This is a genomic window from Pseudoalteromonas peptidolytica (assembly GCF_012641745.1).
GTDB lineage: Bacteria > Pseudomonadota > Gammaproteobacteria > Enterobacterales > Alteromonadaceae > Pseudoalteromonas > Pseudoalteromonas peptidolytica.
In genome coordinates, this window is sequence record NZ_WEHZ01000058.1 from 1 (window position 1) to 11,598 (window position 11,598).

An 11,598-nucleotide genomic window follows, 5' to 3' on the forward strand; every position below is an offset into this window, starting at 1 on the left:
CATCGGTTTCTTTGAGCACAGCTATGATCTGAGATTCTGTAAAACGTGACTTTTTCATCGTTGTCTCCTGTTTGTGGTATTACAGAAAACTCTAATTAAACATGTCTCATGTTAAGGGAAGTGGACAGAGTTGAAACCTACAATTATATTAAAGCTGGCAATTGGAAAGTTGTGATGGCGCAAATAGGTTGCTTGCCTGCATATAAAAATAATTTTGTTGTGGTTGATAAAAACCCAGCTTAAGCTGGGTTTAGTTTGTTAGCAGGTGCAATTCAGATTATAGTTTTGTATCAAGTGGGAGCTCAGAAAAACTCATGTCTTTTAAGTGGTAATCGTATAAATATTTACCTTTGTCTTTAGGGTTTTTGTAATACTTTTCGTTGTATTCGCTCTTGTCATCTTTTTTCCAGTTCTCAAAAAACACATATCGTAGTTCACTAATATCCATACCATCATCAAACTTTTGGCCTGTAATAAATTTATGTACTTTACCTTTGTGAATGACTATATGAGAACCAGCGTACATAGCTCTACTGTAATCCCAATTACCTGAATTTAATTTTCTTGGGTGATACAAGTAAACATCATCCCCCATGTAATCGCTCATTAAATGCAATGAAACAAATTTTCCATATGCTTCAAATGTTACATAAGCAGATTTACTTTCTTGATCATATGACGAAACTCTACCAAGCCCAAGGTACTGTCCGCAGGTACTCAGAACAAGAAGCAAATTTTTACATTGATTTTTGTTTTTAAAGTTGATGATTCGCTGAGTATTTGTGGTCTTTTCTGACTCTATTTCAAGTCCTTTCTTGGCAGTAATTTCATCAAGCTTCTTTGAAGCTCTAGCAATGATACCTTCAGGATTTGCAAGTGCTGATTCGTCTACATTATCAACTTTAACAATAAATTGGGCACTCTTAGCTAAGGGCTCGTTTTCAATGATGCTATCATTAATAGCTGTACTGGCTGCTCCAGCAAAATCTAACATTAACAATTGACCTAGAGCCATTACACTCGAACCTGGCACTTCGCGTGTCCCTGCATCACCGTCAGCACTGTCCATAAACTTATTGCTGCCAGCTAAGCGCATTGTTGTTTTTGCAAATGAGTCACTACTATTTGCTGTGAAGTCTTCAAAAACAATGGGCTCTTTTGTTGATGAGCAAGCTGATAAAGTTATTGCTAAGACTGACGCAAAGGCTATTTTATTTATATTTTTCATGATTTTTCTCGTTTGTTCCGAAAGTGATTCTATCGTACTTTATTATATATTTATAGATTCAAATTTGAGTGGGTGTCTGTGTTAATTTGCTTTAACTCTCATTATTGATTTGAATTAACTTTGGGTTGGCTAGCCTTTTATATAGTATTTTTATATCGACATACTTGTGTAGCACTAACTTTATAATGTTCGACGATTGAATCGACTGAAACTTCAAATTGTAAAGATATGTCGATATAACAGTTCGGATCTGTTTTACTTGCTATGGTATCTAATGTTACGTAGTTAGAAGTGCCAGTAAGGCTTTTTATCATAGTAGAATTTTTGTCTTCTTTTGGTGTGTTAGAAGATAACCAATCTTTAAAATCATTATAATTATTGGATTTTTGACGTTGTCCTTCGATTTTAGCGTTCCACTCATCTACTACTTGTTTGCTAATTTTACTATCTACTTTTTGTTGTTCAGAGCACCCTAGCAGGTTAACCAATACCAAAAGGATAAATAAAAGCGAGTCACGCCGTATAGTGATATAACGCCCGTTAGAGCGATAGGTTAGCAGTTTAAATCCAAACATCATTTTCAGCAGTTAGCTCGCCAATTCTTTCACCTGTGTTGATAACACCCCTTGGCTCAACGAGTAACACCTTACACTCCGCTCTAGCGGATGGCTTGTGTTCAACACCTTTGGGGACAACAAACATTTCGCCCTCTGCAAGCGCAATTTCACTATCTCGAAACTCGATTACCATTTCACCCTCAATCACTAGAAAAACCTCATCAGTGTCATCATGCTTGTGCCAAGTAAAATCATCTTTAAATTTGGCTAATTTAAATTGATAGTCGTTCATTTCAGCAATAACTTTGGGAGTCCAGAATTCGCTGAACTTTGAAAACTTTTCTTTTAAATTGATTTTTTCTTTCAAGTGAAAACCTCTTTAGATTGAACTAACTAATACTTTTCTCAATGACTGTAAAGTAGCTGGGCAAATCAGCGTGGCTTTTGCTTTGGCTTAACGATGTACCCATTACACCTAAAGCTGGTTACATAAGCAATTATATTTTTATACGTATGTTGGGTGTACCGTGTTTGACTGAGTTGGTAAATGACTCATTTTAAGGGGTAAAAATTACAGTCTACCCACTACAGCATAGATGCAAATCGTGGTGGGTGTCTGTGCTAAGCTTCTGCGCTAAGCTCCCCAACACAGACACCCACCATAAAAATTAATGAGCTATGCCAGTTAAAAACACTGAATCAAACAGAACGTGAAGCACAGATTTTTGTCATTAACTTGTTAGACAGTGTGAGTGTTCAGTTTGCCCCACACGAGCAGATGGCTCAAGACGTCGATTAGTTGATGAAATAAGGGCTAATTATGGGTTGGCGGCTGGGTATATGTCACTCAGCGCCTGGCCAAGATGAAATGACAAAATGACTCCAGCCTGATAATTCCCTGACAATTGGTCATTACACTGGTAGGGATTAAGGTGTTATTTTACTTTTTTCTATCATTGAATTGCTTTCATTGATGGCTTCCCAATACCCCAAGGTGTGATAACACGCAGCGTATTAAAGTTATCGCTTTGTCAGATTAATACTGGCTCAGGATCGAAAGTGACTTATTAACCGTAACTATCGAGGGTTTACTATGCATTATTCTTTAGGTTTTAGCCTACGTATATTGGCAGGGGGGTGGCGGTTCAACCAACTCATACTCCCGTTTGAGAGCAAAACGGATGACCCTAATCAATATGTACCGAACGTAACCACGTTGAGAGACTTTGAAGCGGTGAGTTTGCAATGGATGGGGCACAGTGAAACGCTGAATGTATATATGCTATCTAACAAAGAAAACAGTCTGTTTAATTTTCTATTTAAGTCATGGACTTTGACATAAAGGAGTAAGAACAGTGGTGCTTTACCAATATCTCAATACAACATTCTATACTATGCAAGAGCTACTGGATGTGGCCAATATTTCCGAACAAGAGCTGAAAGCGCTTCAGGATAGTCAATTAATGCCTCGGGCTTCCTATACGCTCAACGTGAATTTAGGGTGTGATTCCTTCTTTGGTCAATTTAAAGAAAACCATATACTGACTTTTTACGCAAAGGGTTATGCATCTTGGCTGAACGTTATTTTGGAAGAGCAGGATCAAACCAAGATTTATGCTCTATTCTCAGCACGTTACCGAAAAACGCTTACGCGACTTGGTCGCCTTGGATATGTCTCCAGTCATCCTAAATTAACGACCTCTCTGTCGAACCATATTGCGGATGAATGGCAGCACTTTTTGGATGGCACCTATGGCTTGTGTACTCAAACTGGCTTGCCAGAGGACATTGCTGCCAAGGAGTTTGCCATCATAAAAATTAATGAGTTATGCCAGTTAAAAACACTAAACCAAGCAGAGCGTGAAACACTGATTTTTGCCGTTAACTTGTTAGACAGTGTGAGTGCTCAGTTTGCCCCACACGAGCGAGCGAATAGCTCAAGACGTCGATTAGTTGATGAAGTACGGGCTAAGTATAGGCTGGCTGCTGAGTCTATTTCGCTCAGCGCCTTGCTGATATGAAATCACAAAACAACTTCCCCCTGATAATTCCCTAACAATTGGTCATTAAACTGGGGACTGATCAAGGCATTATTTGCTTTTTCTGTAATTACAAGTGCTTTCAGTGATGACTTACGAATACCCTCGGGTGTGATAACACGCAGCGTATTTAAGTTATCGTTTTGTCAGACTAATACTGACTCAGGATCGAAGGTGACTTATTAACCATAACTATCGAGGATTTACTATGCATTATTCCTTAGGTTTAAGCCTATTTAGCCTGTGTATATTGACAGGCTGTGGCGGTTCAAAAAACTCAACACTCCCGCTTGAACGTGAAACGGATGACCACAATCAATATGTACTGAACGTAACTACGTCGGGAGACTTTGAAACGGTGAGTTTGCAATGGATGGGGCACAATGAAACGTTGAGTGCTGAACAAGACTATCAGTTTACGCAGGCAGGAAAACAGTTTAAAGCGCCAGACATCAAGGTATCGTCTATTGCGACACAGTGTGATTCCGAAATAAAGGAAAGTGAAAAGCATACTTATGAGTTAACGGTAAACTGTGTTACCAGCCTGGTGAAGGTACACGCCGACATTGGCCCTGCATACGGGCTGGATATTCGCTATGGTGACACGGTACACCCGTTCAATTCAGAAACGATTGTGTTTGATTATCAGCCAGGTATAGTGCCAAAAGTTGCAGATTTACAGGGACCACAGACGTGTACACTGGCCGAGAAACTGTCGGGATTAGAGTATCAGCTGGCGTGTGAGAGTTTTACTGTTAGTTTGTTGGGCAGAAAACTGGCGATATCAAGAGATAATCAAGCGCCGAAAATTGTCTGGGAGAATACCAATAAGCGCCTGATAAGACAGGGTTATGAATGGTTTGATGAGGGAGTGTGGTTTAGCTCTTGGGACGAGAATGTGCACATGGTTCACAAACTTGAGTTTGAAAATGGCCAGCCCATGGGGGTTGTTAATTTCAGTTTTGATGCATACACGGTAAAAGCGAACAAAGGCAAACTCTATGCGCTATCCTCTCCTGTCGGTAGTGACGCTAATCAGATAGCGCAGTTCGTTGATGGGCAGTGGGAAACGGTTGCCATATATGATGATATGAAGATCTCAGGTGGTTTTTCACACAATAATGAAGACCTGTATTTTAACCTGAATAAGGACGCAGGGGGTCATGCATTGGGTCAAATTAAAGACAGTGGGTACATTTACCCTAAAGTAATTTCTGAGCAGATAGACGTACCCAGTTTACTGCCTGCGTTTAATTACGATGGGCGCAACTATTTTGCAGGTTATACCCAGCAGGGTAACTTGTTGGTGAATTATCTGGACACTGTGCTGCCTTATCGGCATGAGGCTGTATTTGAGTACGAAAATGTCGGCGATGTAACACTTTGGGAAGATAGCCAACAAAATCAGTACTTGTTTTATTTGCAGAACAATCAGGCAAAGCAGTTCAATGTCAAAATCAACGGCGTTGAGGGAACTGTGGCTCTTGATTTAGACGAGCTAAACAGTGAACCTGTTAACTGGCTGGGAGGCGACCTGACCACGTTATTGGCCGGCACGGCAAATGAGGGGGATGAATTTGGTCGCTTAAGTTATATCAAAAGTGGTGACGTGGCAATCAACCTCGCAGGGTTAAAAGCTAGGCTGGTAACCGATAAGGATATTTATGTGGTGCTACCAAACTGGCGAAATCAGGATCTCTACTTCCCGCAAAATCACAGTAAGGTCTCAACCCAAGTTGTGGCCCAAGGAGGCTATTTGTTGGGTTATGTTGGTGACACCAGCAGCACGAATGCAACAGGAGAGCTATGGCTTCTGTCGGCTCATGATGCATACAAGGTGTTTTCAGGTGTGTTGTGGCACAACTATCTTGACAATCAATACTATATCGATGCAGTGTCGGAACATCATGTTGTCGTGCAAGGAACCGGGAGTGAGATGATGGCAATATCAATCGACACCCAGTAAGCGTTATGTCTGGTAAGCCTGTTTAACAGACAGTCTAACTAGGGTCCTTCCAAAGCAGTAAATGTTAGCGTAAAGCAGGCTCCCTCGTTGGACTTACTGTTTACGCCTATATTACCATCCATTTGACGGGTGAGGCGGGCACAAATATCCAGTCCAAGACCCTGGCCTTTTGTGTCTTGCTGCCCAGGTTCACGATAATAACGATTAAAAATATCTTCTATTCTATTGGGATCAACCCCAGGCCCTTTGTCGATAACATGGATGCAAAGCTGGGTCCCTTGAGGTTCGACAATAAGCCGGATTTCACCGCCCTGAGCAGCGTATTTAATCGCATTTTCAATCAAGTTTAGCAGCACCTGATTTAAGCGCTGGGCATCTAGCATTACCTTTCTGTTGTCGGTGCAATTGCAAAACAGCGTCATTCCTTTTTGCTCAACCAATGGCCGATAAATCTCACATAAGTCTCTGATAAGGTTTGCTGGCTGTAAGAGTTGTATATCTAAAGCGGTGAGAGAGACCTTACCACTGCTAAGCGCATGTAAGTCCTCAATCAGCTTATCTAATGAAACGGTCTGACCTATCAGAGTGTTAAATTGATCGGATTCGGCAGGTAATATACCGTCTTGGATCGCTTCTATTCTTGCTCTTAAACTGGTCAGGGGAGCCCTGAGCTCGTGGGCCAGATCGGCCGTAAGCTGATCGCGCTGTGCAGTGGTTTTTGCCAGCTCAGCCGCCATTTGATTAAAGCGCGTGATCAGTACAGCAAATTCGTCATTACTTATATGCTCAACCTGGGTACGGTAATTGCCTGACTCAATACGTCTAAAGGCACGGCTCAAAGACTTTATGGGTTTCAGGAAGTACCATGCGCTAAGCCATGACACGAGCACCGCCAACACACAGAGTATTGCGAGCCAAAAGGCAAAGTCTCTGTGCAGTAAAGCGCGCATATCGATATCCTGACTATGCTGTTTTAGAATGTCTTTTGAAAACCATAGTACTTCAGTATGCTGCTGACTGATTTGTACCACGACAGGTTCCATAAACGCCTGCATAACGATCGTCTTGTTTTCATCTGTGACAGTAAATTGATGACTAGGAGATGAAATAAGTACCTCTAATTTAAAGTCATGTTGATGAAATGTATGCTGTGCGACTTTATCATTGACTAGCACGATAAAATAATGATTTGGATACGTTTTTTCTAACAATGCAATCAGCTCAGCTTGGGAGTCAAGGGGGGCGAGGGCATGTATAAATTGAAACATCTCAAGCTCCTGGGTGAATGCGCGTGAGAGCGTGATGAGTGCACTGCTATCAAACTTAATGATCGCCTTGTTAGCACTGAAACTGGAAAGTAGATAATAGCTGCCAAGTAGGGCAATGGTGCACATTGCTACCACTAGGGGTAACTTAGTTTGTAGTTTCATTTAATGGGGTCGCAATAAACTGGTAGCCTTGGCCGTAAATGGTCTGTATCCAGCAGGGGTTTTGTCGATCGTCATTGAGCTTTTTGCGCAGGTTCGCAATATGTGTATCGATTGCTCTGTCAGTAATGTCGGAAGCATTTGGCCATGCCTGAGTGATCAGCATATCCCGTGAGAAGACTTTTTTGGCGTTGCTGGCTAGTGTGTATAACAGCGCAAACTCAAGGCTTGTAAAACGGATGGCGTTATCGTTGAGTGTTACAGTATGGTATTCAGGGTCTATTTGTAACCCGTTAAAGTAAAGAATACGACCGTGTTTGGTGGGATGTAGTCTGTTTAATAGCGCTTTTACTCTGTACGTTAGCTCTCGCGGGCTAAATGGCTTACAGACATAGTCATCAGCTCCTAATCTGAACCCCTCTATGCGCTCAGCCTCTGTTTTTTTGGCCGACAATAAAATACTCGGGATATTGTGCTCAACGGCACTTTGCAACAGTTCAAGGCCACTGCCATCAGGCAACATAATATCCAGAATGGCTAAGTCAAAATCCTCTTTATACAACGCTTTTTTCGCAATTTCGTGGGTGGTTAAGTGAGTTACACAATAACCCGCGTGTTCAAGGTAAGCACTAACTATATCAGCAGTATCTTGCTCATCTTCGACATAAATAATACGTGTGTTTAACTTCATTGCACTAGAAATTTCCTGATCAGCGAGGCTTGCCACCGAGGGTGAAAAAACACCTGAGATTGTTCAACATCCATTCTAAAACAACCAAGGAGATTTACATACAAAATTTTGTTGTTTCAAGGGAGAAAGCAGTGGCAAAACGCAGTGAGCGGGTCACTTGTTTTGCACTACTTTTGCGGTCTTGCTGGGGAAGTTTCACGGACATCTGTCCCAAACTTTAAGCAACTCAAGGGTTGTAGGGTGACCAAATCAACAGAAGAATAGCAAGAATCTCGCGAAACTAGGTAGCAGACACCCTTCATAATATAGTTGCAAATTGGCGTGGGTGTCTGTGCTAATTCCTTCTTTTTATCACTGCGATTGTTTATTGGTTTTGTGCATTATCTCATTGCCATTGCCATTGCCATTGCCATTGCCATTGCCATTGCCATCATCTTCATCGTCTTCCTGTTCTGGGCGTTGATTTTCTACAAAAATAGTGGCGAGTAAAATAGTTACAACACAAGAAAGTAGAATACTTTTAGCGTAGGGGTAGCTTTTGTAAACCCAATTCCAGCTCCAGAAGGGTTTGGCCGTTGCTTCTGAGACGCCGAAGATATAGTCCATATTTCGAAACAAGTTTTCTACAAATGCGGCTAAGTCCACAACGATAAATAATATATAGATACCGTATAATAAAATATCAGCATAGGTAATGTAGATCGCTCTCCAGTTATCGGGTTGGAAGCGGCGCATAAATAATAAAGAATACATAACCCGTTTTCTTAGTATTAAAAGAACAGAGACATCAACAAAAAAGTGTATTAAATAGACCATAAAGTTCTTTTTGTACGCAGGGTCTTCTTGCATAAAAACAGCGATCATTTTGAGTAACCCAAGCTCAATAGCTGTAAACAAGAATAAAATTAAGATGATATGTACAATATTAACCTGAGTACGAAAGCACACGGCGATGAGAATAAGCGTTCCTAAAATAACGAAGGCATAATTAAAATTGGTATAGAAGTATAAATATGACAGTAGCCCTGTAAAAACCATAGCTATGCAGTAAAAGAACCACGAAGTTTTCATGTACTAAAATTCCTTCATTCTTTATATCATCACAAAGTTCGAGTACGGCTTAAGGTTATACTGCACCCAGAAATTTCGCTTGTTAGGTTGATCATCTGTAAGCCTCTATCCCCTTGGATCATCGTATTGGTCCATACCAGAGCCACCCGTAACTTTATGCAGCTCTCGTGCATTGAGCACTAAAGGAGCAATATTGTTAACCTGCTCACCTCTTGGGTCTTTAGCTTGGTCTAAACCTGAACCACCCACTATTCGATACTGCTGTGACTCTGTCATGACATTACCGCTGCGATAGCATTCAGCACAATATTTGTCACGATTAGCGCTATCAAGTAAATGCTCATTAGTGACTTTTATTATTTTACTTATAAACTCTTTTATCATGATAAAGCAAAAGGTTAGTATGCTTACTCTTACATTTTTGAATAGCTGCATGTTGATTTCCCTTCAGGATTATTTTCGGTGTTTTGGTTAGCACTACTTTATCGCGAAACACCAAAAATGAGAATCACTTGTTGCTTATGCTGTAAACAAGTGAAACTAAAGAGGTAGTATTAACGAGTAGATGTTAACACATCAAGGCTACTGACCTTTGGGGCTTTTGCGCTTTTTCGCAGGAGAAGGACTTTCTCGCCATAGTTTTACGTCCTTCATTTTGGAGCGTAAATCCATAAAATAGTCTGTAATTGGATTGACATCCATACCACAATAAGTACTCCACTCTAAAAAGTACTCGAATGAAAATTTCCGAATCCCTTTTTCATATTCTTCATAGGTTTGTCGCCGGATCCCTACTAAGTCAGCCATCTGCTGGGTGGTTTTATCAGCCGACATTCGCAGTCTTCGAAGATCATCACCTGTACACTTAAATCGGGTTCTGCCCACTCACTTAATCCTTTTCTAATCGGGCTCGCGGATATGCGAAAGGTAAATTTTACGCCGTTACTGTTTCTATTTTGTAAAATCTGGATTGTAACTGCATGTACTAAATTTGCAAGCTTGTTTTACTTAAATGTTGCCAAAATGGTTTTGTTCTTGTTTAAGCTTCTGAATTTTAACGTCTTTGATTTTTTTTTTTGTAAATTATTTTGTTCGGCAGAATTTTCAGGCGAAGTTTTTGATAAGCTTAATTTCATAAACATAAGGGTTAGTTATTAAGGACATTATATGGACTATCTACGCCAGTATAACGATCTGCATATTTACTATGCGGCATTAAAAAAAGCGAGCATGAAGGAACCAGAAGTGCCTGAGTCAACGGCTAAGTGGCTATCACTTGTGGAAACGACGTTATTTGAGCTACAAGAGCTTGCGCACATGGAAAAAGCCTATATGCAGAAATCCAAAACGATGAGTAACTTAGTTGAGCTTGTTTATGCCAGCGCACCTACAAGGGATTGACGGTAATATATTTTCGGTGAAGGGGGGGCCAGTTTTACTGGCATCCCCCTTTTTTAGATACTGTTTAATTCACCTTAGCACCCCTCCAAACACAGGCACCCACCACAATGTCGATGCAAATTGGCGTGGGTGTCAGAGTTAGAGTATGTTGCTGCTCTGTTTCGCTTCAAATCCAGCGGCGAACTTTTCTACAGTATGCTTCATATTCTCTACCAAACTTGGCGTGCATCATTCGCTCTTCGTACGGTATATACCATCTATCAGTTATTAAGAAGAAAGCAGCTGTCAGTAAAAAAGATGAAAAAGAGCCTCCTAAAAGTATAGCAAAACCAAATATGGCGATAGTGAATCCAAGGTACATCGGGTTTCGAGTATATTTATAAATCCCACTTGCTACCAAGACCGTTGGTTCATCAAACGCCATAATGTTAGTCTCGAGTTTTTTGAATAACTTTTTACCTGTCATTGAAATGACAAAGCCAATACCAATAATAGATATGCCAATTAGGTTATATGGAAAACCGAATGAATGTGGGAAGCCTGCTGCCCAGCAAATAAGGCCCATAGCAATAATAAAAATTAAGAACAAAAATGGTGGTAACAGCATTTTCATCTAAGCACTCCTTTGATAAAGCTTGAGCATACAAGAATCATTTTATCAGTACCTTGACCTATGTTAAGCCTATCTCGCGACGAATACACGAGAGCGTAACATTCGTAATACCTAAATACATCGCAATACGGCGAAGGGCATACACTGACAGTCATCACTGAATGTATTTAGAAACGCCAAGTAACGCCCCTTTGCAGATAGTAAAATAAAGCCAGCCTCTCTCTTTTCTTTCTTCCACACTCAGTGTTTTAACATTTTGCGCACTAAGTCTCCCCAACTATTATTGGACTTTGACAGCGCTAGTAAATTTGAATAGTTTATTGACGCAATAATGCACGTTGTAAGTGCCTGAGCAAAAAGTGGGTAAAGGTTACTCTCAATTATTATTTAACTTATACTTGCAAAAGCCCCGCCTTTTCTGACCAAGGATTTATTGCGTTCGTTGCCACTTTGATCAATATAAAAATACCGACCTACACCAGGGGCGGAGCATACTTTGATTACTTATAAACCAAAGAATACCTGTGCCCTAAATTTGTCGTTCCAGCCAGCGGTTTTCAATTTGCTGCGTTGACTCGGTAAGCCGCATTCACACTGCTTGAGCA

At 40.7% G+C, this 11,598-nt stretch carries 13 protein-coding genes; 4 read left to right on the forward strand and 9 right to left on the reverse strand.

Features of this window, described 5'->3' with window-relative positions:
- Window positions 1-277: 277 nt before the first annotated feature.
- From F9Y84_RS21385 to F9Y84_RS21395, 3 genes are all read right to left on the reverse strand, one after another.
- Window positions 278-1,228 (reverse strand): hypothetical protein, encoded by a 951-nt coding sequence (locus F9Y84_RS21385; protein ID WP_147391094.1) that lies wholly within the window; start codon window positions 1,226-1,228, stop codon window positions 278-280.
- 137 nt (window positions 1,229-1,365) lie between these two features.
- Window positions 1,366-1,806 (reverse strand): hypothetical protein, encoded by a 441-nt coding sequence (locus F9Y84_RS21390; protein ID WP_147391093.1) that lies wholly within the window; start codon window positions 1,804-1,806, stop codon window positions 1,366-1,368.
- Window positions 1,790-2,152 (reverse strand): cupin domain-containing protein, encoded by a 363-nt coding sequence (locus F9Y84_RS21395; protein ID WP_225740835.1) that lies wholly within the window; start codon window positions 2,150-2,152, stop codon window positions 1,790-1,792. Before F9Y84_RS21395 ends, F9Y84_RS21390 begins: the two co-directional genes overlap by 17 nt.
- A gap of 726 nt (window positions 2,153-2,878) precedes the next feature.
- On the opposite strand from F9Y84_RS21395, the gene F9Y84_RS21400 reads away from it, so the two are divergent.
- From F9Y84_RS21400 to F9Y84_RS21410, 3 genes are all read left to right on the forward strand, one after another.
- Window positions 2,879-3,127, forward strand: a complete 249-nt coding sequence (locus F9Y84_RS21400; RefSeq protein WP_147391092.1) for a hypothetical protein — start codon at window positions 2,879-2,881, stop codon at window positions 3,125-3,127.
- 13 nt (window positions 3,128-3,140) lie between these two features.
- Entirely contained in the window at window positions 3,141-3,806 is a 666-nt protein-coding gene (locus F9Y84_RS21405; RefSeq protein ID WP_147391091.1) for a DUF6058 family natural product biosynthesis protein, read from the forward strand.
- Window positions 3,807-4,032: 226 nt separating this feature from the next.
- The gene (locus F9Y84_RS21410; protein ID WP_147391090.1) at window positions 4,033-5,790 is read left to right on the forward strand and encodes a hypothetical protein; all 1,758 of its coding nucleotides are present in this window, start codon (window positions 4,033-4,035) and stop codon (window positions 5,788-5,790) included.
- Window positions 5,791-5,828: 38 nt separating this feature from the next.
- On the opposite strand, the gene F9Y84_RS21415 is transcribed toward F9Y84_RS21410, so the two are convergent.
- The 5 genes from F9Y84_RS21415 to F9Y84_RS21435 form a co-directional block, all read right to left on the reverse strand.
- Entirely contained in the window at window positions 5,829-7,058 is a 1,230-nt protein-coding gene (locus F9Y84_RS21415; RefSeq protein ID WP_167508300.1) for a sensor histidine kinase, read from the reverse strand.
- A gap of 145 nt (window positions 7,059-7,203) precedes the next feature.
- On the reverse strand, window positions 7,204-7,908 hold the full coding sequence (locus F9Y84_RS21420) for a response regulator transcription factor (RefSeq protein WP_147391088.1): 705 nt from the start codon (window positions 7,906-7,908) through the stop codon (window positions 7,204-7,206).
- Window positions 7,909-8,259: 351 nt separating this feature from the next.
- Window positions 8,260-8,979, reverse strand: a complete 720-nt coding sequence (locus F9Y84_RS21425) for a hypothetical protein (RefSeq protein ID WP_192503298.1) — start codon at window positions 8,977-8,979, stop codon at window positions 8,260-8,262.
- Between the two features lie 105 nt (window positions 8,980-9,084).
- Entirely contained in the window at window positions 9,085-9,414 is a 330-nt protein-coding gene (locus tag F9Y84_RS21430) for a hypothetical protein (protein WP_147391087.1), read from the reverse strand.
- Between the two features lie 147 nt (window positions 9,415-9,561).
- Window positions 9,562-9,864 carry a helix-turn-helix domain-containing protein gene (locus F9Y84_RS21435; protein WP_147391086.1) on the reverse strand — a complete coding sequence of 101 codons (303 nt, stop codon included), beginning with the start codon at window positions 9,862-9,864 and terminating at the stop codon, window positions 9,562-9,564.
- Window positions 9,865-10,146: 282 nt separating this feature from the next.
- Between F9Y84_RS21435 and F9Y84_RS21440 the strand changes: the two genes are divergently transcribed.
- The gene (locus F9Y84_RS21440; RefSeq protein ID WP_147391085.1) at window positions 10,147-10,380 is read left to right on the forward strand and encodes a hypothetical protein; all 234 of its coding nucleotides are present in this window, start codon (window positions 10,147-10,149) and stop codon (window positions 10,378-10,380) included.
- Window positions 10,381-10,546: 166 nt separating this feature from the next.
- Here F9Y84_RS21440 and F9Y84_RS21445 read toward each other — a convergent pair whose 3' ends face one another.
- Window positions 10,547-10,993, reverse strand: coding sequence for a methyltransferase family protein (locus F9Y84_RS21445; RefSeq protein WP_147391084.1), 447 nt, complete (start codon window positions 10,991-10,993; stop codon window positions 10,547-10,549).
- Window positions 10,994-11,598 lie beyond the last annotated feature (605 nt).

What these genes read in the sequence shown, in the direction of transcription:
- F9Y84_RS21385 (WP_147391094.1), bottom strand. Translation starts at nt 1,228, where the DNA reads ATGAAAAATATAAATAAAATAGCCTTTGCGTCAGTCTTAGCAATAACT.
- F9Y84_RS21390 (WP_147391093.1), bottom strand. Translation starts at nt 1,806, where the DNA reads ATGATGTTTGGATTTAAACTGCTAACCTATCGCTCTAACGGGCGTTAT.
- F9Y84_RS21400 (WP_147391092.1), top strand. Translation starts at nt 2,879, where the DNA reads ATGCATTATTCTTTAGGTTTTAGCCTACGTATATTGGCAGGGGGGTGG.
- F9Y84_RS21410 (WP_147391090.1), top strand. Translation starts at nt 4,033, where the DNA reads ATGCATTATTCCTTAGGTTTAAGCCTATTTAGCCTGTGTATATTGACA.
- F9Y84_RS21415 (WP_167508300.1), bottom strand. Translation starts at nt 7,058, where the DNA reads ATGTTTCAATTTATACATGCCCTCGCCCCCCTTGACTCCCAAGCTGAG.
- F9Y84_RS21420 (WP_147391088.1), bottom strand. Translation starts at nt 7,908, where the DNA reads ATGAAGTTAAACACACGTATTATTTATGTCGAAGATGAGCAAGATACT.
- F9Y84_RS21425 (WP_192503298.1), bottom strand. Translation starts at nt 8,979, where the DNA reads ATGAAAACTTCGTGGTTCTTTTACTGCATAGCTATGGTTTTTACAGGG.
- F9Y84_RS21430 (WP_147391087.1), bottom strand. Translation starts at nt 9,414, where the DNA reads ATGCAGCTATTCAAAAATGTAAGAGTAAGCATACTAACCTTTTGCTTT.
- F9Y84_RS21440 (WP_147391085.1), top strand. Translation starts at nt 10,147, where the DNA reads ATGGACTATCTACGCCAGTATAACGATCTGCATATTTACTATGCGGCA.
- F9Y84_RS21445 (WP_147391084.1), bottom strand. Translation starts at nt 10,993, where the DNA reads ATGAAAATGCTGTTACCACCATTTTTGTTCTTAATTTTTATTATTGCT.